This is a genomic window from Sphaerisporangium perillae (assembly GCF_023276435.1).
In the GTDB taxonomy this organism is placed as follows: Bacteria; Actinomycetota; Actinomycetes; order Streptosporangiales; family Streptosporangiaceae; genus Sphaerisporangium; species Sphaerisporangium perillae.
Genome location: NZ_JALLPO010000046.1, coordinates 1 through 22,689 on the forward strand (window position 1 = coordinate 1; position 22,689 = coordinate 22,689).

The following is a 22,689-nucleotide window of genomic DNA, read 5'->3' on the forward strand; positions in this document are numbered from 1 at the left end:
GGCGTGCCCGGCCGGATGAACGTCGGCCAGGTGCTGGAGACCCACCTCGGGTGGATCGCCGCCAGAGGGTGGGACATCACGGGGGTCCAGGAGGCATGGGCCGAGCGGCTGCGCGACAAGGGCTTCGGCCAGGTCGCCCCGCGAACCAACGTCGCCACTCCGGTGTTCGACGGCGCCCACGAGGAGGAGCTCACCGGCCTGCTCGACAACACCCTGGTCAACCGCGACGGCGAGCGAATGGTCGGCGTCAGCGGCAAGGCCCGCCTGTTCGACGGCCGTTCCGGGGAGCCTTTCCCGCACCCCATCTCGGTCGGCTACATCTACATCCTCAAGCTGCTCCACCTGGTCGACGACAAGATCCACGCTCGGTCGACCGGGCCGTACTCCATGATCACCCAGCAGCCGCTCGGCGGTAAGGCCCAGTTCGGTGGCCAGCGCTTCGGTGAGATGGAGGTGTGGGCTCTGGAGGCCTACGGAGCGGCGTACGCGCTGCAGGAGCTGCTGACCATCAAGTCCGACGACGTTCTCGGTCGCGTGAAGGTCTACGAGGCCATCGTCAAGGGCGAGAACATCCCCGAGCCGGGTATCCCTGAGTCCTTCAAGGTCCTCATCAAGGAAATGCAGTCGCTGTGCCTCAACGTCGAGGTGCTCTCCAGCGACGGCATGTCCATCGAGATGCGGGACACCGACGAGGATGTCTTCCGCGCGGCGGAGGAGCTCGGCATCGACCTGTCGCGGCGCGAGCCGAGCAGTGTCGAAGAGGTCTGATTTTCAAGCGAGGGGATAAGAAGTGCTCGACGTCAACTTCTTCGACGAGCTACGAATCGGTCTCGCCACGGCCGACGATATCCGTCAGTGGTCGCACGGCGAGGTGAAGAAGCCGGAGACCATCAACTACCGCACCCTGAAGCCGGAAAAGGACGGGCTCTTCTGCGAGAAGATCTTCGGTCCGACCCGGGACTGGGAGTGCTACTGCGGCAAGTACAAGCGCGTCCGCTTCAAGGGCATCATCTGTGAGCGCTGTGGCGTCGAGGTCACTCGCGCCAAGGTGCGTCGTGAGCGGATGGGCCACATCGAGCTGGCGGCTCCGGTCACCCACATCTGGTACTTCAAGGGCGTCCCGTCGCGCCTCGGGTACCTGCTCGACCTGGCCCCGAAGGACCTCGAGAAGGTCATCTACTTCGCGGCCTACATGATCACGTTTGTCGACACCGACATGCGTGCCCGTGACCTGCCCTCGCTGGAAGCGAAGATCTCCGTCGAGCGGCAGCACATCGAGCAGCGCCGTGACGCCGACATCGAGGCCCGCCAGAAGAAGCTCGAGGCCGACCTGGCCGAGCTGGAGGCCGCCGGCGCCAAGGGCGACCAGCGCCGCAAGGTCCGTGAGGGCGCCGACCGCGAGATGCGGCAGCTCCGCGACCGCACCCAGCGCGAGCTCGACCGCCTCGAGGAGGTCTGGAGCCGGTTCAAGAACCTCAAGGTCCAGGACCTCGAGGGCGACGAGCTGCTCTACCGCGAGATGCGCGACCGCTTCGGCCGCTACTTCCGCGGCGGCATGGGCGCGCAGGCGATCCAGGAGCGCCTGAACAACTTCGACCTGGCCGCCGAGGCCGAGTCGCTGCGGGAGACCATCCGCAGCGGCAAGGGTCAGAAGAAGGCCCGCGCGCTCAAGCGGCTGAAGGTCGTGTCCGCGTTCCTCACGACGCGCAACTCGCCCAACGGCATGGTCCTCGACTGCATCCCGGTCATCCCGCCGGACCTGCGCCCGATGGTGCAGCTCGACGGTGGCCGGTTCGCGACCTCGGACCTCAACGACCTGTACCGCAGGGTCATCAACCGCAACAACCGCCTCAAGCGGCTGCTGGACCTCGGCGCGCCCGAGATCATCGTCAACAACGAGAAGCGGATGCTGCAGGAGGCCGTCGACGCGCTGTTCGACAACGGCCGCCGCGGCCGTCCGGTCACCGGACCGGGCAACCGTCCGCTGAAGTCGCTGTCGGACATGCTCAAGGGCAAGCAGGGTCGTTTCCGGCAGAACCTCCTCGGCAAGCGTGTCGACTACTCCGGCCGTTCGGTCATCGTCGTCGGCCCGCAGCTGAAGCTGCACCAGTGCGGCCTGCCCAAGCAGATGGCGCTGGAGCTCTTCAAGCCGTTCGTGATGAAGCGCCTGGTGGACCTCAACCACGCGCAGAACATCAAGTCGGCCAAGCGCATGGTCGAGCGGGCCCGGCCCGTCGTGTGGGACGTGCTCGAAGAGGTCATCACCGAGCACCCGGTGCTGCTCAACCGCGCGCCGACCCTGCACCGCCTCGGCATCCAGGCCTTCGAGCCGCAGCTGGTCGAGGGCAAGGCCATCCAGATCCACCCGCTGGTCTGCACCGCCTTCAACGCCGACTTCGACGGCGACCAGATGGCGGTCCACCTGCCCCTGTCGGCGGAGGCCCAGGCCGAGGCACGCATCCTGATGCTCTCGACCAACAACATCCTCAAGCCGGCCGACGGCAAGCCGGTGACCATGCCCACCCAGGACATGATCATCGGTCTGTACTGGCTGACCACCCAGCTGGACGGCGCTGTGGGGGAGGGCCGGGTCTTCGGCTCGATCTCCGAGGCGCTCATGGCCTACGACCGGCGCGAGCTGAACATCCAGGCCAAGATCCAGGTCCGGGTCAAGGACGTCCCGCCGCCGCGGGGCTGGTCCGCGCCCGAGGGCTGGGAGGCCGGCGAGGCCTACCGCCTGGAGACCACGCTGGGCCGGTGCCTGTTCAACCAGACGCTGCCCGACAACTACCCGTTCGTGAACTCGCAGATCGGCAAGAAGCAGCTCTCGCTGATCGTCAACGAGCTGGCGGAGAAGTACCCGAAGGTCGAGGTCGCGGCCGCTCTGGACGCGCTCAAGGACGCGGGCTTCCACTGGGCGACCCGCTCCGGCGTCACGATCTCCATCGACGACGTCGTCGCGCCGCCCAACAAGCCGGAGATCATGGAGAAGTACGAGCGCAAGGCCGACAAGGTCCAGCGTGAGTACGAGCGTGGTCTGATCACCGACGAGGAGCGCCGTCAGGAGCTCATCGAGATCTGGACGCACGCCACGGCCGAGGTCGAGACGGACATGGTGAACGCCTTCCCGGCGACCAACTCCGTCTGGATGATGGTCAACTCCGGTGCCCGCGGTAACAAGATGCAGGTCCGTCAGATCGCGGGCATCCGCGGCCTGGTGTCCAACACCAAGGGTGAGACGATCCCGCGGCCGATCAAGTCCTCCTTCCGTGAGGGTCTGTCGGTGCTGGAGTACTTCATCTCCACCCACGGACAGCGGAAGGGCCTGGCCGACACCGCCCTGCGTACCGCCGACTCGGGTTACCTGACCCGTCGTCTGGTGGACGTCGCGCAGGACGTCATCGTCCGCGAGATCGACTGCGGCACCGACCGAGGCGTCCCGCTGCACGTCGGCGAGCGCGACTCGTCGGGCAACCTGGTCAAGGCCGAGAACGCCGAGAGCAACGTGCACGGCCGCATCCTGGCCGAGGACGTCGAGGTGGACGGCAAGGTCATCGCGTCGGCGGGTGTCGACATCAACGACATCACCGTCACCGCGCTGGTCGAGGCCGGCATCGAGACGGTCCGCACGCGCAGCGCGCTCGTCTGCGAGGCCAAGATCGGTGTCTGCGCCACCTGCTACGGCCGCTCTCTGGCGACCGGCAAGCTGGTGGACGTCGGCGAGGCCGTCGGCATCATCGCGGCCCAGTCGATCGGTGAGCCCGGCACGCAGCTGACGATGCGTACGTTCCACACCGGTGGTGTGGCGGGTGCGGACATCACCCACGGTCTGCCCCGTGTCCAGGAGCTGTTCGAGGCGCGCGTCCCCAAGGGCGTCGCCCCGATCAGCGAGGCGGACGGCCGCGCGCGCATCGACGAGACCGACAAGACCCGCAAGATCGTCATCACTCCGGACGACGGCTCCGAGGAGATCGCCTACCCGGTGTCGATGCGGTCGCGCCTGCTGGTGGGCGACGGTCAGCGCGTGACGGTGGGCCAGCAGCTCATCGCCGGTGCGGTCAACCCCAACGAGGTGCTGCGCATCCTCGGCCCCCGGGCCGTGCAGCTCCACCTGGTGGCCGAGGTCCAGCAGGTGTACCGCTCGCAGGGTGTGTCGATCCACGACAAGCACATCGAGATCATCGTGCGGCAGATGCTCAAGCGCGTGAACGTGCTCGAGTCGGGTGACACCGATCTGCTGCCCGGCGAGCTCGTCGAGCGGCCGCGCTTCGAGATGGTCAACCGCGAGGTCGTCGCCGAGGGCGGCACCCCCGCCTCCGGCCGTCCGGTCCTCATGGGCATCACCAAGGCCTCGCTCGCCACCGAGTCGTGGCTGTCGGCGGCGTCCTTCCAGGAGACCACCCGGGTGCTCACGGACGCGGCGATCCACGCCAAGTCCGACAGCCTGCTCGGCCTGAAGGAGAACGTCATCATCGGCAAGCTCATCCCGGCCGGTACGGGCATGCCCCAGTACCGCAACATCCGGGTCGAGCCCACCGAGGAGGCCAAGGCGGCGATGTACACCGTCGGCGGCTACGACGGCTCCGCGACGGACTACACCTTCGGCACGGGTAGCGGCGAGGCCGTCCCGCTGGAGGAGTACGACTTCGGTCAGTACAACCGCTGACGGCGCGGCCGGTCCGCCGGCCACGCGTCACCGAGGCGCACGAGGGGCGCCCGTTCCCGAGAGGGGGCGGGCGCCCCTCGCGGTTTCCCGGGCTCCCTGCGTGGTCGTGGGGGACGCCTGAGGGGCAACACGCGGAAATCGTCGAGACCGGTCGCTGATTGACGTAAACTTGCTGAGTGCCTACTAGCGGCCGGGGGGAAACCGGCCGCGGGACCACGACACGACCCGAAACCGCCCACACAAGCGGCTCGGCGCAGCCGTTTTGACGTGTTGCGATGGGCTGGGTAGTCTTGCCCTTCGTGCCCGTGGCTTCATGGGCTCACATGCGTGCGCTCCGAGGCCCCTGTGGGGGCCGGCAGGGCGTCGTGTGAACTCCTCCACCGGGTCCGGTCATCGCCGGGCGCACTGCGGCAAAGATCGCGACACGCCCGAACGCGTGGGTCGGAGCCAGGGGAATAACCGCAGGTCATGACACCGGCAGAGCCTGCAAATGCACGACTTTTCGAATTACCGGCCAAGCACGAACGGAGACGCGGTGCCCACGATTCAGCAGCTGGTCCGCAAGGGCCGCCAGGACAAGGTCAGTAAGACCAAGACCCCGGCGCTCAAGGGGAGCCCCCAGCGGCGCGGCGTTTGCACGCGCGTGTACACGACGACCCCGAAGAAGCCGAACTCCGCCCTTCGCAAGGTGGCGCGCGTGCGGCTCACGAACGGCATCGAGGTGACGGCCTACATCCCTGGTGTGGGTCACAACCTGCAGGAGCACTCCATCGTGCTCGTGCGTGGCGGTCGTGTGAAGGACCTGCCGGGTGTTCGCTACAAGATCATCCGTGGTTCGCTGGACACGCAGGGCGTCCGGAACCGCAAGCAGGGCCGCAGCCACTACGGGGCGAAGAAGGAGAAGGGCTGACATGCCGCGCAAGGGTCCCGCTGGGCGCCGACAGCTTGTCGCAGACCCGGTGTTCAACTCACCGCTGGTCACCGCGCTCATCAACAAGGTGCTTCTGAACGGTAAGCGGTCGCTCGCTCAGACGATCGTCTACGACGCCCTCGAGGGCTGCAGGGACAAGTCGGGCAACGACCCGGTCGTCACCCTGAAGCGTGCCCTCGACAACGTCAAGCCCACGCTTGAGGTGCGCAGCCGCCGTGTCGGTGGCGCCACCTACCAGGTGCCGGTCGAGGTGCGCGCCGCGCGCAGCACCACGCTGGCACTCCGTTGGCTGGTGCAGTACTCCCGCGCCCGCCGCGAGAAGACCATGACCGAGCGGCTGATGAACGAGCTGCTCGACGCCAGCAACGGCCTTGGCGCAAGCGTGAAGCGGCGCGAGGACACGCACAAGATGGCCGAGTCCAACAAGGCCTTCGCCCACTACCGCTGGTAATCCCAGCGGCGACGACGAGACGACGAGGACGCGAGAGAAGTGGCGACAGTGACCGCTCTTGACCTGGCCAAGGTCCGCAACATTGGGATCATGGCCCATATCGACGCGGGCAAAACCACCACGACCGAGCGCATCCTGTTCTACACCGGTATCAACTACAAGATCGGTGAAGTCCACGAGGGCGCTGCCACGATGGACTGGATGGAGCAGGAGCAGGAGCGCGGCATCACCATCACCTCCGCCGCGACCACCTGCATTTGGCTTGACCACACCATCAACATCATCGACACGCCCGGTCACGTCGACTTCACCGTCGAGGTGGAGCGCTCGCTGCGCGTGCTTGACGGTGCGGTCGCGGTCTTCGACGCCGTCGCCGGCGTCGAGCCCCAGTCGGAGACGGTTTGGCGGCAGGCGGACCGCTACGGCGTCCCCCGCATCTGCTTCGTCAACAAGATGGACCGGGTCGGCGCCGAGTTCCACCGCTGCGTCGACATGATGGTGTCGCGCCTCGGTGCGACTCCGCTGGTCATCCAGCTTCCGTGGGGCGTCGAGGCCGACTTCAAGGGCATCATCGACCTGGTGAAGATGAAGGGCCTCATCTGGAGCGCCGAGGCCGCCAAGGGCGAGATGTACGACACCGTCGACATCCCGGCCGACCACGCCGACGTGGCCCGCGAGTGGCGCGACAAGCTCATCGAGACGGCCGCCGAGAACGACGACCAGCTCATGGAGCTGTACCTCGAGGGCGTCGAGCCCACCGAGGAGCAGCTGATCGCCGGCATCCGCCGCGCGACGCTGGCCAGCTCGATCAACCCGGTCCTGTGCGGCACCGCGTTCAAGAACAAGGGCGTGCAGCCCCTGCTCGACGCGATCGTGGCCTACCTCCCGGCCCCGACCGACATCCCCGCTCTCAAGGGGCACGCGGTCGGTCACGAGGAGCAGGTCATCGAGCGTCACGCGGACCCGGAGGAGCCGTTCTCCGCTCTGGCGTTCAAGATCATGAGCGACCAGCACCTGGGCAAGCTCACCTTCATCCGGATCTACTCGGGCACGCTCGAGACCGGAACGTCGGTCGTGAACTCGGTGAAGGGCAAGAAGGAGCGGATCGGCAAGATCTACCAGATGCACGCCAACAAGCGCGAAGAGCGCCCGTCGGCTGTGGCTGGTCAGATCGTCGCCGTCATGGGGCTGAAGGACACCACCACCGGTGACACCCTCAGCGACCCGACGCACCAGGTCGTCCTCGAGTCGATGAACTTCCCGGCGCCGGTCATCAACGTCGCGATCGAGCCCAAGACCAAGGGCGACCAGGAGAAGCTGAGCACCGCGATCCAGCGCCTGGCCGAGGAGGACCCGTCCTTCCAGGTCCGGCGTGATGAGGAGACCGGGCAGACGGTCATCTGGGGTATGGGCGAGCTCCACCTGGAGATCCTCGTCGACCGGATGCGCCGCGAGTTCAAGGTCGAGGCCAACGTCGGCCGCCCGCAGGTCGCCTACCGCGAGACCATCCGCCGCAAGGTGGAGAAGATCGAGTACACGCACAAGAAGCAGACCGGTGGTTCCGGCCAGTTCGCGCGCGTGATCATCGACCTGGAGCCTCTCGGCGAGGGCAACGACGGATACGAGTTCTCCAACAAGGTCAGTGGTGGCCGCATCCCCCGGGAGTACATCCCGTCGGTGGACGCGGGCGCCCAGGAGGCCGCCGAGTTCGGCGTGCTGGCCGGCTACCCGATGGTGGGCGTCAAGGTCACCCTCCGGGACGGCGCCTACCACGAGGTCGACTCGTCCGAAATGGCTTTCAAGATCGCCGGTTCGATGGCCTTCAAGGAGGCCGCGCGCCGTGCGGACGCCGTAATCCTGGAGCCGATGATGGCCGTCGAGGTCACCACGCCCGAGGACTACATGGGTGACGTCATCGGTGACCTCAACGGTCGCCGCGGGCAGATCCAGGCGATGGAAGACAGGACCGGGGCAAAGGTCATCAATGCCCTCGTCCCGCTGTCAGAGATGTTCGGTTACGTGGGTGACCTGCGCAGCAAGACCCAGGGCCGGGCTGTCTACAGCATGCAGTTCGACTCCTACTCGGAGGTGCCCCCGGGCATCGCCAAGGAGATCGTCGCGAAGGCTCGGGGCGAATAGCCCAGAACCCAAGTGTCCGGTGGCGGGGTGTCCCCGCCTCCGGGCCACGGGCTTCGAGCCCGAGTGAGACTACGCAAGTAAAGTCAGAATCTCTAAGGAGACAGAGCAGTGGCCAAGGCCAAGTTCGAGCGGACCAAGCCGCACGTGAACATCGGCACCATTGGGCACATCGACCACGGCAAGACCACTCTGACCGCGGCGATCACCAAGGTGCTCCACGACCGTTTCCCTCACCTCAATGAGGCGACCCCGTTCGACAAGATCGACAAGGCGCCCGAGGAGAAGGCCCGCGGTATCACCATCTCCATCGCCCACGTCGAGTACCAGACCGAGAAGCGCCACTACGCCCACGTGGACTGCCCCGGTCACGCCGACTACGTGAAGAACATGATCACCGGTGCGGCCCAGATGGACGGCGCGATCCTCGTGGTCGCCGCCACTGACGGTCCGATGCCGCAGACCAAGGAGCACGTCCTCCTGGCCCGCCAGGTCGGCGTCCCCTACATCGTCGTCGCCCTGAACAAGGCCGACATGGTCGACGATGAGGAGATCCTGGAGCTCGTCGAGCTCGAGGTCCGCGAGCTCCTGTCCGCTCAGGAGTTCCCCGGCGACGACCTGCCGGTCGTCCGCGTCTCGGCGCTGAAGGCGCTCGAGGGCGACGAGAAGTGGGCCGACTCCATCATCGAGCTCATGAACGCCGTGGACGACAACGTCCCCGAGCCCGTTCGTGACACCGACAAGCCGTTCCTCATGCCGATCGAGGACGTCTTCTCGATCACCGGCCGCGGCACCGTCGTGACCGGCCGTATCGAGCGCGGCATCGTCAAGGTCAACGAGACCGTCGACATCATCGGCATCAAGGAGAAGAGCACCACGACCACCGTCACCGGTGTCGAGATGTTCCGCAAGCTCCTTGACGAGGGTCGGGCCGGTGACAACGTCGGTCTGCTCCTGCGCGGTATCAAGCGCGAGGACGTCGAGCGCGGCCAGTGCATCATCAAGCCGGGCACGACCACCCCGCACACCGAGTTCGAGGGCCAGGTCTACATCCTGTCGAAGGACGAGGGTGGCCGGCACACGCCGTTCTTCAACAACTACCGCCCGCAGTTCTACTTCCGTACCACGGACGTGACGGGCGTCGTGACCCTCCCCGAGGGCACTGAGATGGTCATGCCCGGTGACAACACCGAGATGACCGTCCAGCTCATCCAGCCCATCGCGATGGAGGACGGTCTCAAGTTCGCCATCCGCGAGGGTGGCCGCACCGTCGGTGCGGGTCGAGTCACGAAGATCATCAAGTAGTACGACCGCGGGTCGGCGGTCGGCCTCGGGGAACCGGGGCCGACCGCCGCACCACGAAGGGGCCGATCCGTCGGCCCCGGAGCCCACAGCGAGCTCCGTCCCGATCCAGGACCGTGATCTCGCAGCCGTCTCGGCCGATAGTGACCGAGATGACTGCAAGATCACGGAAGCACGAGGCGGGTCACGGGGCGCAAAGCCACGTGGGACACCCACAGCGGCAAAAGGCCGCACGAAACTTCTGCAGGACGACAGCGAAGGACACCGAGGCCACTATGGCGGGACAGAAGATCCGCATCCGGCTTAAGGCCTATGACCACGAGGTCATCGATAGCTCGGCCAAGAAGATCGTCGAGACGGTGACGCGGACTGGCGCGAAGGTCGCGGGCCCGGTGCCGTTGCCGACCGAGAAGAACGTGTACTGCGTCATCCGCTCGCCGCACAAGTACAAGGACAGCCGTGAGCACTTCGAAATGCGCACGCACAAGCGGCTGATTGACATCATCGATCCGACGCCGAAGACCGTCGACTCGCTCATGCGTCTCGACCTTCCGGCCGGCGTCGACATCTCGATCAAGCTCTGAGGGAACGCACTGACATGGCTAAGCAGATCAAGGGCGTCCTGGGCAAGAAGCTCGGCATGACCCAGGTCTTCGACGAGGGCAACCGGATCGTCCCGGTGACCGTCGTCGAGGCCGGTCCGTGCGTGGTGACCCGCGTCCGCACTGAGGACAAGGACGGCTACTCCGCTGTTCAGCTCGGCTACGGGCAGGTGGACCCGCGCAAGGTGAACAAGCCGCTGGGTGATTATCTGCGCAAGCACGACATCACCCCGCGCCGCTACTTCGTCGAGCTCCGGACCTCCGACGCTTCCGAGTACACGCTCGGCCAGGAAGTCCTGGCCGAGACCTTCGAGGCCGGCGAGTTCATCGACGTGACCGGCAAGAGCAAGGGCAAGGGCTTCGCGGGTGTCATGAAGCGTCACGGCTTCAAGGGCCTCAGCGCCTCGCACGGCACCCAGCGCAAGCACCGCTCGCCCGGCTCCATCGGTGGCTGTGCCACCCCGGGTCGCGTCTTCAAGGGTCTGCGCATGGCTGGCCGGATGGGCAACGTCCGGACCACCGTCCAGAACCTCAAGGTTCACGCCGTGGACGCCGAAAAGGGTCTCATCCTCGTCAAGGGTGCGATTCCCGGCGCCAACGGCAGCCTGGTCCTCATTCGCACCGCTGCCAAGAAGGGGGCTGCCAAGTGAGCACCACCGTTGACGTCCTCGACGCGGCCGGCGCGAAGACCGGTTCCGTGGAGCTGCCGGAGAACATCTTCGGCGCCAAGGTGAACATCCCGCTGATCCACCAGGTCGTCGTCGCCCAGCTGGCCGCTCGCCGGCAGGGCACTCACAAGACGAAGACCCGCGGTGAGGTCAGCGGCGGTGGCAAGAAGCCGTACCGCCAGAAGGGCACCGGCCGGGCCCGCCAGGGTTCGACCCGCGCGCCGCAGTTCGCCGGCGGTGGCACCGTCCACGGTCCCCAGCCGCGCGACTACGCCCAGAAGACGCCCAAGAAGATGAAGGCCGCCGCGCTCCGCGGCGCCCTCAGCGACCGGGCGGCGGGCGGCCGCGTGCACATCGTGGACAGCCTGGTCAGCGGGGACACCCCGAAGACCAAGGCGGCCCTCGAGGCGCTGCGCAACATCTCCAAGGCTCGCAGCGTCCTCGTCGTGGTCGACGCGGACGACGAGCTCACCTGGCTGAGCCTGCGGAACGCGCCGGAGGTTCACCTCCTGGACGCGGGCCAGCTCAACACGTACGACGTGCTCTGCTACGACGACGTGGTCTTCACGCGTGAGGCGTACGACCAGGTCGTGGCGCGGCTGGGCAACAGCGGGAAGGAAGACGCCTGATGCAGAAGATCGCCGACCCGCGCGACATCATCATCAAGCCGATCGTCTCCGAAAAGAGCTACGGCCTGATCGATGAGCACAACAAGTACACGTTCTTGGTACGCAAGACGGCCAACAAGACGCAGGTGAAGATCGCGGTTGAGCAGATCTTCGGCGTCAAGGTCACCAGCGTGAACACGATCAACCGCCAGGGCAAGCGTAAGCGGACGAAGTTCGGTTACGGCCAGCGCCCGAGCACCAAGCGGGCGATCGTGAGCCTGGTGGAAGGCGACCGGATCGACATCTTCGGTCAGATCAGCTGATCTCCGCCGCATTGCCAAGCAACATCGACAAGGGATGAACGAAAAAGATGGGCATCCGTAAATACAAGCCGACGACTCCGGGTCGTCGCGGCGCGAGCGTCTCGGACTTCGCCGAGATCACGCGCAGCACGCCGGAGAAGTCGCTGCTTGCTCCCCTGCACAGCAAGGGTGGTCGTAACGTCCACGGTCGGGTGACCGCGCGTCACCAGGGCGGCGGGCACAAGCGCGCGTACCGGATCATCGACTTCCGGCGCCACGACAAGGACGGCGTTCCGGCCAAGGTCGCTCACATCGAGTACGACCCGAACCGGACGTCACGCATCGCGCTCCTGCACTACGCGGACGGCGAGAAGCGCTACATCCTCGCTCCTACGGGCATCAAGCAGGGCGACCGCATCGAGAACGGTCCTGCGGCCGACATCAAGCCGGGCAACTGCCTGCCGCTGCGCAACATTCCGACCGGTACCTTCATCCACGCCGTGGAGCTGAAGCCCGGTGGCGGCGCGAAGCTGGGCCGGTCCGCCGGCGCTCAGATCCAGCTGCTGGCCAAGGAGGGGCAGTACGCCACTCTGCGCATGCCCTCCGGGGAAATGCGCCAGGTGGACGTGCGCTGCCGCGCTTCGGTCGGCCAGGTCGGCAACGCCGAGCAGGCCAACATCAACATCGGCAAGGCCGGCCGTAACCGCTGGAAGGGCAAGCGCCCGACCGTCCGCGGTGTCGCCATGAACCCGGTCGACCACCCGCATGGTGGTGGTGAGGGTAAGACCTCCGGCGGTCGCCACCCGGTGAACCCCAAGGGCAAGCCCGAGGGCCGTACCCGTCAGGCCAACAAGGCCAGCGACCGACTGATCATCCGTCGGCGGAGCAAGAGGAAGAAGCGGTAGGAGCAGCCTAAATGCCACGTAGCCTTAAGAAGGGTCCTTTCGTTGACGGCCACCTGATGAAGAAGGTGGACGTCCAGAACGAAAAGGGCACCAAGAACGTCATCAAGACGTGGTCGCGGCGCTCCATGATCGTGCCCGACATGCTCGGCCACACGATCGCCGTCCACGACGGGCGCAAGCACGTCCCGGTGTTCGTCACCGAGTCGATGATCGGTCACAAGCTGGGTGAGTTCGCGCCGACGCGGACCTTCCGCAGCCACGTCAAGGAAGACCGGCGTAGCCGGCGGTAAGCGCCTTAGAAACGAGGAGTAAGCGATGGAAGCCAGGGCTCAGGCGCGGTTCGTCCGCGTCACGCCCCAGAAGGCCCGCCGCGTGGTGGACCTCATTCGCGGGCTGCCCGCTTCGGAGGCGCAGGCCGTGCTGCAGTTCGCCCCCCAGGCGGCGAGCGAGCCGATCTTCAAGGTGCTCACGAGCGCGATGGCGAACGCCGAGCACAACTTCAAGCTCGACCGCGAGTCGCTGGTCGTGAGCCGGGCGTGGGTCGATGAGGGCCCGACGCTGAAGCGGTTCCGTCCGCGGGCCCAGGGCCGTGCCTATCGGATCAACAAGCGGACGAGCCACATCACTGTGATCGTCGAAGCCCGGCCGGAAGGTCAGGGCAGGCCGAAGGGAAGGACCCGCTAGTGGGCCAGAAGGTTAACCCGCACGGGTTCCGACTCGGCATCACGACCGACTTCAAGAGCCGGTGGTACGCCGACAAGCTGTACAAGTCCTACGTCGCCGAGGACGTGTCGATCCGCCGCATGCTGCAGAAGGGCATGGAGCGGGCCGGCATCTCCAAGGTCGAGATCGAGCGGACCACCGACCGAGTTCAGGTCGACATTCACACCGCCCGGCCGGGCATCGTCATCGGCCGCCGCGGCGCCGAGGCGGACCGCATCCGTGGCGACCTCGAGAAGCTGACCAAGAAGCAGGTCCAGCTGAACATTCTCGAGGTCAAGAACCCCGAGGTGGACGCTCAGCTCGTCGCCCAGGGCGTCGCCGAGCAGCTGTCGAGCCGGGTCTCTTTCCGGCGTGCGATGCGCAAGGCCATGCAGTCGGCGATGAAGAGCGGCGCCAAGGGCATCCGTGTCCAGTGCTCCGGTCGTCTCGGCGGCGCCGAGATGTCGCGGTCGGAGTTCTACCGTGAGGGTCGTGTGCCTCTGCACACCCTTCGCGCGGACATCGACTACGGCTTCTACGAGGCCCGCACCACCTTCGGCCGCATCGGCGTGAAGGTGTGGATCTACAAGGGCGAGGCCCCGACCAGCCGGGCCGAGCGCGAGGCGGCCGCGGCCGGCGCGCGTGCGGGCGGCCAGCGTCGTGACCGTACCGACCGGCCGCAGCGCGGCCGTGGTGCGGGCGGTGGCGGCGGTCGCGGTCGTGACGGCGGCGCCCCCCGTGGCGGCGGCCGTGGTCCTCGGACCGAATCCACTGCGCCCGCAGGGGCGCCCGAGACCGGCCCGGCGGAGCAGCCGGGTGCTGAAGGGAGCTGACCATGCTGATCCCTCGCAGGGTCAAGCACCGCAAGCAGCACCGGCCTGACCGCAGCGGAGCCGCCAAGGGCGGCACCAGGGTCGTGTTCGGCGAGTTCGGCATTCAGGCGCTTGAGCACCACTACGTGACCAACCGCCAGATCGAGGCCGCTCGTATCGCCATGACCCGGCACATCCGCCGTGGCGGCAAGGTGTGGATCAACATCTACCCGGACCGTCCTCTGACGAAGAAGCCCGCCGAGACCCGCATGGGTTCCGGTAAGGGTTCGCCCGAGTGGTGGATCGCCAACGTCAAGCCCGGCCGTGTCATGTTCGAGCTCTCGGGCGTCTCCGAGCCGGTGGCCCGTGAGGCCCTCCGGCGCGCGATGCACAAGCTCCCGATGAAGTGCCGGTTCGTCAAGCGCGAAGTAGGGGAGGCGTGATGCACCGTCAGATGCACAAGCTCCCGATGCTGTGCTCGTCGAAAAGCAGCCGGTTTGTTAAGCGTGAAGTGGGTGAGGCGTGATGGCTAAGGGCCTGACCGCCGGTGAGCTGCGGACTTCTGACCAGGATGAGCTGGTCCAGAAGCTGAAGGAAGCCAAGGAGGAGCTGTTCAACCTCCGCTTCCAGGCGGCGACCGGTCAGTTGGAAAGCCACGGGCGGCTCCGTGCCGTCCGCCGCGAGATCGCCCGTATCTACACCGTGATGCGCGAGCGGGAGCTCGGAATCATCACGGTCGAGAAGGAGCCGAGCGATGGCTGAGTCAACTGAGACCACCGACAAGAAGGCGCGGAACTACCGCAAGACCCGTGAGGGTCTCGTCGTCAGCGACAAGATGGACAAGACCGTCGTCGTCGTTGTCGAGGACCGCGTGAAGCACCCGCTGTACGGCAAGGTCATCCGCCGTACGACCAAGTACAAGGCCCACGACGAGGGCAACTCCTGCGGCGTCGGCGACCGCGTTCTCCTGATGGAGACCCGGCCGCTGTCCGCCACCAAGCGGTGGCGGGTCGTGGAGATCCTCGAGCGGGCCAAGTAAGTCGCTTTGCGGGAGACCCCTCGGAAGGGGGTCTCCCGCGCGGGCGTCCCCCCTCGGCGCAGGCACGGCCGGCACCGAGGGTGCATCAGACCAAATCTAGTTCCGCCAGGCTCAACGAATGAGAACCGGCGTGACACACGGGAGTTGACGTGATCCAGCAGGAGTCGCGGCTCAAGGTCGCCGACAACACGGGTGCCAAGGAGATCTTGTGCATCCGCGTGCTCGGTGGCTCGGGTCGGCGCTACGCGGGTATCGGCGACATCATCGTCGCGACGGTGAAGGACGCCCTTCCCGCCGCGGGTGTCAAAAAGGGTGATGTGGTCAAGGCTGTCGTGGTGCGCACCAGTAAGGAGCGCCGCCGCCCCGACGGCTCCTACATCCGCTTCGACGAGAACGCCGCGGTCATCATCAAGGACAGCGGTGACCCTCGGGGCACGCGTATCTTCGGTCCGGTGGGTCGCGAGCTGCGCGAGAAGAAGTTCATGCGCATCATCTCGCTCGCGCCGGAGGTGTTGTAAATGCCGAAGCTGCATGTGAAGAAGGGTGACCTCGTCCAGGTCATCGCCGGTAAGGACAAGGGTGCCAAGGGTCGGGTGATCGTCTCCCTGCCGCGCGAGGACCGCGTGGTGGTCGAGGGCGTGAACATGATCAAGAAGCACTCGAAGGTCACCCACCAAGGTCCTCGCGGCGCCAAGGAAGGCGGCGTGACGACCAAGGAGGCCCCCATCCACGTGAGCAACGTCAAGAAGCTCAAGGATGAGGCGAAGAAGGACGACAAGCCCGCCAAGAAGGCCGAGAAGGCCGACGAATCGGGTGAGGACAACTGATGACCGCCACCACAACTGAGACCGAGCGCTCGGTGCCGCGCCTCAAGGAGCGCTACCGCGCGGAGATCGCCGACAAGCTGCGCGAGCAGTTCGGCATCGAGAACGTCATGCAGATCCCCCGGCTCACCAAGATCAAGGTGAACATGGGCGTCGGCGAGGCGGCTCGTGACTCCAAGCTCATCGAGGGCGCGGTGCGCGATCTCACCGCCATCACCGGCCAGAAGCCGGCCGTCGCCCACGCTCGTAAGTCCATCGCCCAGTTCAAGCTGCGCGAGGGCATGCCGATCGGCGCGCACGTGACGCTCCGCGGCGACCGCATGTGGGAGTTCCTGGACCGGCTGCTCTCCCTGGCGCTTCCGCGCATCAGGGACTTCCGCGGCCTGTCGCCCAAGCAGTTCGACGGCAACGGGAACTACACCTTCGGCCTCACCGAGCAGGTCATGTTCCACGAGGTCGACCCCGACAAGGCCGACCGGCAGCGGGGCATGGACATCACGGTCGTGACCACGGCTACGACCGACGACCAGGGCCGGGCGCTGCTCAAGCTTCTCGGCTTCCCCTTTAAGGAGGCCTGATGGCTAAGAAGTCCTTGATCGCCAAGGCCGAGCGCAAGCCGAAGTTCGGTGTTCGTGCGTACACTCGGTGCACGCGCTGCGGCCGGCCTCGCGCCGTCTACCGCAAGTTCGGCCTCTGCCGCGTGTGCTTCCGTGAGATGGCGCACCGCGGCGAGCTGCCCGGCATCACGAAGTCCAGCTGGTAGTTCGCGTGCGGGCTCCTCTTCGAGGGGCTCCCCGAGGGACATCCCTCCGGGAGGGGCCCGCACGGCGCCAGCCGTACATATAAGTCATATCAACCGGGCGCTGATTCAAGCGCCCACGACCACACCGTAGGTCCCGTCAGGGAAACCGCGGTGAGGAGGGCCACCGGCCATGACGATGACCGACCCGATCGCAGACATGTTGACACGTCTGCGTAACGCGAACTCGGCATACCACGACACCGTGGCCATGCCGTACTCGAAGATCAAGGCGCACATCGCCGAGATCCTCCAGCAGGAGGGTTACATCCAGGCCTGGGCCGTCGAAGACGCCAAGGTCGGGAGGAACCTCGTGGTGGAGCTCAAGTTCGGGCCAACGCGTGAACGGTCTATCGCGGGCCTGCGCCGGGTTTCCAAGCCTGGTCTGCGGGTCTATGCAAAGAAGGACAACCTGCCCCGGGTCCTGGGCGGTCTGGGCGTCGCGATCATCTCGACGTCCGGCGGGCTCATGACCGACAAGCAGGCCGGCAAGCGTGGTGTGGGCGGGGAAGTCCTCGCCTACGTTTGGTAACGAGGGGAGGAACTACAGCATGTCGCGAATTGGACGGCTGCCCATCCCCGTACCGAATGGTGTTGACATCACCATCGACGGCCGGGATGTCACGGTCAAGGGCCCCAAGGGCACGCTTTCGCACACGATCGCTGAGCCGATCGTGGTCGCTCGGGAGGACGACGGCACCATCGCCGTCACCCGTCCCAACGACGAGCAGAAGGTCCGTGCGCTGCACGGGCTTTCCCGCACGCTGATCGCCAACATGGTGGACGGCGTGACAAAGGGATACAGCAAGACGCTGGAGATCGTCGGCGTTGGTTACCGCGTCCAGGCCAAGAGCCCGGCGCAGCTCGAGTTCGCTCTGGGCTTCAGCCACCCGGTGATCGTCGACGCCCCCGAGGGCGTCACCTTCCGTGTCGACCGGCCGACCCTGTTCCACGTGGACGGCATCGACAAGCAGAAGGTCGGCGAGGTCGCCGCGAACATCCGCAAGCTGCGCAAGCCTGACCCCTACAAGGGCAAGGGTGTGCGGTACCAGGGCGAAGTCATCCGCCGCAAGGTCGGAAAGGCTGGTAAGTAGTCATGGCCTTCACCAAGGTTGCCAAGCACACGGCCGCGCGTGCGCTGTCGCGCTCGCGTCGTCACCGTCGCGTCCGCAAGAAGGTCGTCGGCTCCCTGGCCCGCCCGCGCCTCGTCGTCAACCGCTCCGCGCGTCACCTGTTCGTGCAGATCGTGGACGACACCGCCGGCCACACGCTGGTGAGCGCGTCCACGCTGGACGCCTCGCTGCGCACCGCCGAGGGAACCAAGACGGACAAGGCGAAGAAGGTCGGCGAGCTCCTCGCTCAGCGGGCCAAGGCCGCCGGGATCACCGCTGTCGTGTTCGACCGCGGTGGCAACCGCTACGCGGGCCGCATCGCGGCCCTCGCGGACAGCGCCCGAGAAGGCGGGCTGGAGTTCTGATGTCTCCGGCCAGGATCGCAATCAAGAGCAACGAGGAGAGGAACCACTGATGGCTGCAGCTCCGCGTCGCGGTGCCGGCGGCGGTGGTGAGCGGCGTGACCGTCGCGACGATCGCCGCGGCGGCGCTGCCGAGAAGGGCGTCTCGTACATCGAGCGCGTCGTGAAGATCAATCGAGTGGCCAAGGTCGTCAAGGGTGGTCGGCGTTTCAGCTTCACCGCCCTGGTTGTCGTCGGTGACGGCAACGGCCTGGTCGGTGTCGGGTACGGCAAGGCCAAGGAGGTGCCCGCGGCGATCGCCAAGGGTGTCGAGGAGGCCAAGAAGCACTTCTTCAAGGTGCCGCGCATCCAGGGCACCATCCCGCACACCGTGCAGGGGGAGGACGCCGCCGGCGTCGTCCTGCTGCGTCCGGCCTCGCCCGGTACCGGTGTCATCGCGGGTGGCCCCGTGCGCGCCGTCCTGGAGTGCGCCGGGATCCACGACGTGCTGTCCAAGTCGCTCGGCTCGGACAACCCGATCAACATCGTCCACGCCACCGTGGCGGCGCTGAAGGGCCTCAGCCGGCCCGAGGAGATCGCCGCCCGCCGTGGACTGCCGATCGAGCACGTCGCCCCCGTGCGCATGCTCAAGGCTCGCGCCGAGGGCATCGCCGAGGCCGCCGCGGCGGCGAAGGCGGTGAGCTAGCCGATGGCTCGTCTCAAGATCACCCAGACCCGATCGAAGATCGGTGGCAAGCAGAACCAGCGTGACTCGCTTCGCTCGCTGGGCCTGAAGCGGATCGGCGACGTCGTCGTCAAGGAGGACCGCCCGGAGATCCGGGGCATGGTCGCCGTGGTGACGCACCTCGTCGAGGTGGAAGAGGTCGACTAGTCATGGCTAACGCTGAAAACAACGCCGGCGGCACGCCGCTGCGCATCCACCACCTGCGTCCTGCTCCCGGCGCCAACAAGTCCAAGGTCCGCAAGGGCCGCGGCGAGGCGTCCAAGGGCAAGACCTCCGGTCGTGGTACCAAGGGCACCAAGGCCCGGAACAGTGTCCCTCTCGGCTTCGAAGGTGGCCAGGTCCCGCTCCAGCGGCGGCTGCCGAAGCGGAAGGGCTTCTCGAACGCCATGTTCAAGGTGACCTATCAGGTCGTCAACCTGGACAAGCTCGGCGAGCTGTTCCCCGAGGGCGGCGACGTCACGGTGGACACGCTCGTCAGCCGTGGCGCGGCCCGTAAGAACCAGCCGGTGAAGATCCTGGGAACCGGTGACATCTCGGTGGCGTTGAACGTGCAGGCGCATGCTTTCTCCGCCTCCGCGAAGGAGAAGATCGCCGCGGCCGGTGGCGCCGTCACTGAGCTGTAGGCAGGCAGTACGAGGCGCGGGGGCTCCCTGGGAGCCGCCGCGCCCGTAGTGCGTTAGAGTGCGCTGGACAGAAGGCTGTCCAGGGCTCGTTGATCAGAGATGTGCCCATGGATCACTTCGAGACCTTCGCTGACCGATACCGCCTTTCAGGCGCGCAGGAGGGGCCGTGCTGACCGCGATTACCCGGGCGTTCCGTACGCCCGACCTGCGCAACAAGTTGCTGTTCACGCTGGCGATCATCGTGTTGTTCCGGCTGGGTTCGGTGCTGCCGACCCCGGGCGTCAACACGGTCAACGTCCAGCAGTGTTTGAAAGAGGCGCAGTCGGGCGACGCCGCCAACATCTATGGCATGGTGCAGCTGTTCAGTGGCGGCGCGCTGCTGAAACTTTCAGTTTTCGCGCTCGGCATCATGCCGTACATCACGTCGAGCATCATTCTTCAGCTCCTGACGGTGGTCATCCCCCGCCTCGAGGCACTGAAGAAGGAAGGCCAGTCCGGTAACGCGAAGATCACGCAGTACACGCGTTATCTGACCATCGGCCTGGCGGTCCTGCAGTCGACCGCGTTCGTCGCACTGGCGCGCACGGGGCAGCTCTTCCCGAACTGCCGCCAGCCGCTCCTGGTCAACAACGACGCCTTCACCATCGTGACCATGGTGGTCGTCATGACCGCCGGCACCTCGGTCATCATGTGGCTGGGCGAGCTCGTCACCGACCGTGGCGTCGGCAACGGCATGTCGATCCTGATCTTCACCCAGGTCATCGCCGTCTTCCCGTCGGAACTGCTGAACATCTTCCGTCAGAACGCCTTCACCTTCGTCGTCGTGATGATCGTCGGAGTGTTCATGATCGCGGCGGTGGTGTTCGTCGAGCAGGCCCAGCGGCGCATTCCGGTGCAGTACGCCAAGCGAATGGTCGGGCGCCGGATGTACGGCGGCACCTCGACCTACATTCCCTTGAAGGTGAACCAGGCCGGCATCATCCCGGTCATCTTCGCCTCCTCGCTGCTCTACCTGCCGCAGCTCGTGGTCTCTCTGTTCGGCAACAAGGAGAACCCCGGCGCGGTCGTCCAGTGGCTGGCGCAGAACTTCGTTCGCGGCGACCACCCGGTCTACATGGCCACGTTCTTCGTGCTGATCATCTTCTTCACGTACTTCTACGTGTCCATCACCTTCAACCCCGTTGAAGTGGCCGACAACATGAAGAAGTACGGTGGATTCATCCCGGGCATCCGCCCGGGACGGCCGACCGCCGAGTACCTCAACTACGTGCTTACGCGATTGACCGCCCCTGGTTCGCTGTATCTGGGGTTGATATCCATGGTGCCGATCATCGCGCTGGCGGTGGCAGGAGCGAGCCAGAACTTCCCGTTCGGAGGCACGAGCATTCTGATCATGGTTGGTGTTGGGCTGGACACCGTTAAGCAGATCGAGAGCCAGCTGCAGCAGCGGAACTACGAGGGCTTCCTCAAGTAGTGCGCGTCGTCCTGGTCGGGCCCCCCGGAGCGGGCAAGGGGACACAGGCCCAGTACATCGCATCGAACCTGTCCATCCCGAAGATCTCGACAGGTGACATTTTCCGTGCCAACGTGTCGGGCGGCACGGATCTCGGCAAGCTTGCCAAGGAGTACATGGACCGTGGCGACCTCGTACCCGACGAGGTGACCGTCGCCATGGTCCGCGACCGCCTCGGGGAGCCGGACGCGCAGGAGGGTTTCCTGCTCGACGGCTTCCCGCGTAACGTGCCGCAGGCGCAGATCTTGAACAAGATGCTGGCCGAATTCGGCACGTCACTCGACATCGTGCTGGAACTCGTCGTCGACGACGACGAGGTGGTGCGCCGCCTGGCCGGCCGCCGCACCTGCCGCTCCTGCGGCAAGGTCTGGCACGTGGTGTTCGACCCGCCTTCCCAGGTGGGTGTGTGCGACGCCTGTGGTGGCGAGCTGTTCCAGCGAGACGACGACCGGGAAGAGACCATCCGCCACCGGCTGGAGGTCTACCAGCAGCAGACCGCCCCGCTGATCTCGTTCTACGCGGACGAGGGCATCCTGCACGGGGTGGACGCGACCGGGCCTGTCGAAGAGATCACGGAGAGGGCGATGTCGGAGCTACGCCGCTTCGCCGACTGAGACACGCATCACCGACGCCACTTTCGGGGCCCCGCCCCGGGGGTGGCGTTCGGCTTGTTGGGGGACAATCGGGGGAATTGGGACGCCCCACCGTCCGTTCATCCACCCCAGGGGGTGCCAGTAAGTGTTCAAGAAGAACAAACACGGAATTCAGATCAAGTCAGCTGAGCAGCTGGACAAGATGAGGGCCGCCGGCCTGGTCGTCGGACGGACGCTCCAGTTGCTGCGCGAGTCGGTGCGTCCCGGAATGACGCCGCTCGACCTGGACGCGATCGCGGAGAAGGCCATCCGCGACGAGGGGGCCGTCCCCTCCTTCAAGGGCTATCAGGGGTTTCCCGCGACCATCTGCGCCTCGGTCAACGAGGAGGTCGTGCACGGCATCCCGAGCGACCGGCGGCCCCTGCGCGAGGGCGACGTCATCTCCATCGACTGCGGGGCCATCCTCGACGGCTGGCACGGCGACTCGGCGATCACGATGGCCGTCGGCGAGGTCGACCCCAAGCTGACCGAGCTGATGCGGGTGACCGAAGAGGCCATGTGGCGCGGTATCGCGGCGCTGACCGTCGGCAGGCACCTTTCCGACATCGGGTACGAGGTCGAGCGCTACGTGCGCTCTCAGGGCCGATACGGCATCCCTCAGGAGTACGGCGGCCACGGCATCGGCACCGAGATGCACATGGACCCGTGGGTGGCCAACCATGGCAAGCCGGGCCGGGGCCCGCGCTTCGAGCCGGGCATGTGCTTCGCCGTCGAGCCGATGGTCAACCTCGGCACCGACCGCACCCGGGTGCTCTCGGACGACTGGACCGTCGTGACGATCGACGGAAAGCCCTCCGCGCACTTCGAGCACAGCGTCGCCGTGACCGATAATGGTCCTTGGGTGCTCACCGCCCTTGACGGGGGGAAGGCACGCCTCAGTGAGCTTCTGGGAGAGAAAGCCGCCACCGACGGCAAGACGGAGTGATGAACTCCTTTGACCCGTTCGCGGGACGGC

At 66.3% G+C, this 22,689-nt stretch carries 30 protein-coding genes; all 30 read left to right on the forward strand.

Going from position 1 to position 22,689, the window contains the following annotated elements; genetic code table 11:
• Nucleotides 1-768 (forward strand): DNA-directed RNA polymerase subunit beta (locus MYF83_RS34470; protein ID WP_443729306.1); only part of this gene is annotated, 768 nt, incomplete at its 5' end.
• A 22-nt stretch (nucleotides 769-790) separates the two neighbouring features.
• Complete coding sequence (locus MYF83_RS34475) at nucleotides 791-4,666, forward strand: DNA-directed RNA polymerase subunit beta' (protein WP_248964946.1); 3,876 nt, start codon at nucleotides 791-793, stop codon at nucleotides 4,664-4,666.
• 535 nt (nucleotides 4,667-5,201) lie between these two features.
• Nucleotides 5,202-5,576, forward strand: a complete 375-nt coding sequence (rpsL, locus tag MYF83_RS34480) for a 30S ribosomal protein S12 (protein WP_248964947.1) — start codon at nucleotides 5,202-5,204, stop codon at nucleotides 5,574-5,576.
• Nucleotide 5,577: 1 nt separating this feature from the next.
• Complete coding sequence (rpsG, locus tag MYF83_RS34485; protein WP_248964948.1) at nucleotides 5,578-6,048, forward strand: 30S ribosomal protein S7; 471 nt, start codon at nucleotides 5,578-5,580, stop codon at nucleotides 6,046-6,048.
• A gap of 90 nt (nucleotides 6,049-6,138) precedes the next feature.
• Nucleotides 6,139-8,187: an elongation factor G gene (gene fusA / locus MYF83_RS34490; protein WP_248965008.1), complete on the forward strand. Its 2,049-nt coding sequence runs from the start codon at nucleotides 6,139-6,141 to the stop codon at nucleotides 8,185-8,187.
• 108 nt (nucleotides 8,188-8,295) lie between these two features.
• The gene (gene tuf, locus MYF83_RS34495) at nucleotides 8,296-9,489 is read left to right on the forward strand and encodes an elongation factor Tu (protein ID WP_248964949.1); all 1,194 of its coding nucleotides are present in this window, start codon (nucleotides 8,296-8,298) and stop codon (nucleotides 9,487-9,489) included.
• A 272-nt stretch (nucleotides 9,490-9,761) separates the two neighbouring features.
• Nucleotides 9,762-10,070 (forward strand): 30S ribosomal protein S10, encoded by a 309-nt coding sequence (rpsJ, locus tag MYF83_RS34500; RefSeq protein WP_012887830.1) that lies wholly within the window; start codon nucleotides 9,762-9,764, stop codon nucleotides 10,068-10,070.
• A gap of 14 nt (nucleotides 10,071-10,084) precedes the next feature.
• The gene (rplC, locus tag MYF83_RS34505) at nucleotides 10,085-10,738 is read left to right on the forward strand and encodes a 50S ribosomal protein L3 (RefSeq protein ID WP_248964950.1); all 654 of its coding nucleotides are present in this window, start codon (nucleotides 10,085-10,087) and stop codon (nucleotides 10,736-10,738) included.
• On the forward strand, nucleotides 10,735-11,385 hold the full coding sequence (gene rplD / locus MYF83_RS34510) for a 50S ribosomal protein L4 (RefSeq protein WP_248964951.1): 651 nt from the start codon (nucleotides 10,735-10,737) through the stop codon (nucleotides 11,383-11,385). Before rplC ends, rplD begins: the two co-directional genes overlap by 4 nt.
• A complete protein-coding gene (gene rplW / locus MYF83_RS34515) occupies nucleotides 11,385-11,687 on the forward strand; it encodes a 50S ribosomal protein L23 (RefSeq protein WP_248964952.1) in 303 nt (100 codons plus the stop codon). The genes rplD and rplW overlap by 1 nt, the downstream gene beginning before the upstream one ends.
• Before the next feature lie 47 nt (nucleotides 11,688-11,734).
• Nucleotides 11,735-12,571, forward strand: a complete 837-nt coding sequence (gene rplB, locus MYF83_RS34520; protein WP_248964953.1) for a 50S ribosomal protein L2 — start codon at nucleotides 11,735-11,737, stop codon at nucleotides 12,569-12,571.
• A gap of 11 nt (nucleotides 12,572-12,582) precedes the next feature.
• Nucleotides 12,583-12,861 carry a 30S ribosomal protein S19 gene (rpsS, locus tag MYF83_RS34525; RefSeq protein WP_248964954.1) on the forward strand — a complete coding sequence of 93 codons (279 nt, stop codon included), beginning with the start codon at nucleotides 12,583-12,585 and terminating at the stop codon, nucleotides 12,859-12,861.
• 25 nt (nucleotides 12,862-12,886) lie between these two features.
• A complete protein-coding gene (gene rplV, locus MYF83_RS34530) occupies nucleotides 12,887-13,255 on the forward strand; it encodes a 50S ribosomal protein L22 (protein ID WP_248964955.1) in 369 nt (122 codons plus the stop codon).
• Nucleotides 13,255-14,106, forward strand: coding sequence for a 30S ribosomal protein S3 (gene rpsC, locus MYF83_RS34535; RefSeq protein WP_248964956.1), 852 nt, complete (start codon nucleotides 13,255-13,257; stop codon nucleotides 14,104-14,106). Before rplV ends, rpsC begins: the two co-directional genes overlap by 1 nt.
• 2 nt (nucleotides 14,107-14,108) lie before the next feature.
• Nucleotides 14,109-14,528 (forward strand): 50S ribosomal protein L16, encoded by a 420-nt coding sequence (gene rplP / locus MYF83_RS34540; protein ID WP_184608221.1) that lies wholly within the window; start codon nucleotides 14,109-14,111, stop codon nucleotides 14,526-14,528.
• An 82-nt stretch (nucleotides 14,529-14,610) separates the two neighbouring features.
• The gene (rpmC, locus tag MYF83_RS34545; RefSeq protein WP_114032840.1) at nucleotides 14,611-14,847 is read left to right on the forward strand and encodes a 50S ribosomal protein L29; all 237 of its coding nucleotides are present in this window, start codon (nucleotides 14,611-14,613) and stop codon (nucleotides 14,845-14,847) included.
• Nucleotides 14,840-15,124 (forward strand): 30S ribosomal protein S17, encoded by a 285-nt coding sequence (gene rpsQ, locus MYF83_RS34550; RefSeq protein ID WP_248964957.1) that lies wholly within the window; start codon nucleotides 14,840-14,842, stop codon nucleotides 15,122-15,124. Before rpmC ends, rpsQ begins: the two co-directional genes overlap by 8 nt.
• A 149-nt stretch (nucleotides 15,125-15,273) precedes the next feature.
• Nucleotides 15,274-15,642: a 50S ribosomal protein L14 gene (rplN, locus tag MYF83_RS34555; RefSeq protein ID WP_203982318.1), complete on the forward strand. Its 369-nt coding sequence runs from the start codon at nucleotides 15,274-15,276 to the stop codon at nucleotides 15,640-15,642.
• A gap of 9 nt (nucleotides 15,643-15,651) precedes the next feature.
• A complete protein-coding gene (rplX, locus tag MYF83_RS34560) occupies nucleotides 15,652-15,951 on the forward strand; it encodes a 50S ribosomal protein L24 (RefSeq protein ID WP_248965009.1) in 300 nt (99 codons plus the stop codon).
• Complete coding sequence (gene rplE, locus MYF83_RS34565) at nucleotides 15,951-16,526, forward strand: 50S ribosomal protein L5 (protein ID WP_248964958.1); 576 nt, start codon at nucleotides 15,951-15,953, stop codon at nucleotides 16,524-16,526. Before rplX ends, rplE begins: the two co-directional genes overlap by 1 nt.
• The gene (locus MYF83_RS34570) at nucleotides 16,526-16,711 is read left to right on the forward strand and encodes a type Z 30S ribosomal protein S14 (RefSeq protein WP_248964959.1); all 186 of its coding nucleotides are present in this window, start codon (nucleotides 16,526-16,528) and stop codon (nucleotides 16,709-16,711) included. The genes rplE and MYF83_RS34570 overlap by 1 nt, the downstream gene beginning before the upstream one ends.
• Nucleotides 16,712-16,880: 169 nt before the next feature.
• Nucleotides 16,881-17,279, forward strand: coding sequence for a 30S ribosomal protein S8 (gene rpsH, locus MYF83_RS34575; protein ID WP_248964960.1), 399 nt, complete (start codon nucleotides 16,881-16,883; stop codon nucleotides 17,277-17,279).
• A 19-nt stretch (nucleotides 17,280-17,298) separates the two neighbouring features.
• A complete protein-coding gene (gene rplF / locus MYF83_RS34580) occupies nucleotides 17,299-17,841 on the forward strand; it encodes a 50S ribosomal protein L6 (RefSeq protein ID WP_248964961.1) in 543 nt (180 codons plus the stop codon).
• Between the two features lie 2 nt (nucleotides 17,842-17,843).
• Complete coding sequence (rplR, locus tag MYF83_RS34585) at nucleotides 17,844-18,224, forward strand: 50S ribosomal protein L18 (protein ID WP_248964962.1); 381 nt, start codon at nucleotides 17,844-17,846, stop codon at nucleotides 18,222-18,224.
• A 49-nt stretch (nucleotides 18,225-18,273) separates the two neighbouring features.
• Nucleotides 18,274-18,906: a 30S ribosomal protein S5 gene (gene rpsE, locus MYF83_RS34590; RefSeq protein ID WP_114032746.1), complete on the forward strand. Its 633-nt coding sequence runs from the start codon at nucleotides 18,274-18,276 to the stop codon at nucleotides 18,904-18,906.
• Nucleotides 18,907-18,909: 3 nt separating this feature from the next.
• Nucleotides 18,910-19,092 (forward strand): 50S ribosomal protein L30, encoded by a 183-nt coding sequence (gene rpmD / locus MYF83_RS34595; RefSeq protein ID WP_030451484.1) that lies wholly within the window; start codon nucleotides 18,910-18,912, stop codon nucleotides 19,090-19,092.
• Between the two features lie 2 nt (nucleotides 19,093-19,094).
• Nucleotides 19,095-19,568: a 50S ribosomal protein L15 gene (gene rplO / locus MYF83_RS34600; RefSeq protein WP_248964963.1), complete on the forward strand. Its 474-nt coding sequence runs from the start codon at nucleotides 19,095-19,097 to the stop codon at nucleotides 19,566-19,568.
• 166 nt (nucleotides 19,569-19,734) lie between these two features.
• Complete coding sequence (secY, locus tag MYF83_RS34605; RefSeq protein WP_248964964.1) at nucleotides 19,735-21,042, forward strand: preprotein translocase subunit SecY; 1,308 nt, start codon at nucleotides 19,735-19,737, stop codon at nucleotides 21,040-21,042.
• Nucleotides 21,042-21,695, forward strand: a complete 654-nt coding sequence (locus MYF83_RS34610; protein WP_248964965.1) for an adenylate kinase — start codon at nucleotides 21,042-21,044, stop codon at nucleotides 21,693-21,695. Before secY ends, MYF83_RS34610 begins: the two co-directional genes overlap by 1 nt.
• 124 nt (nucleotides 21,696-21,819) lie before the next feature.
• The gene (gene map, locus MYF83_RS34615) at nucleotides 21,820-22,659 is read left to right on the forward strand and encodes a type I methionyl aminopeptidase (protein WP_248964966.1); all 840 of its coding nucleotides are present in this window, start codon (nucleotides 21,820-21,822) and stop codon (nucleotides 22,657-22,659) included.
• Nucleotides 22,660-22,689: the final 30 nt, after the last annotated feature.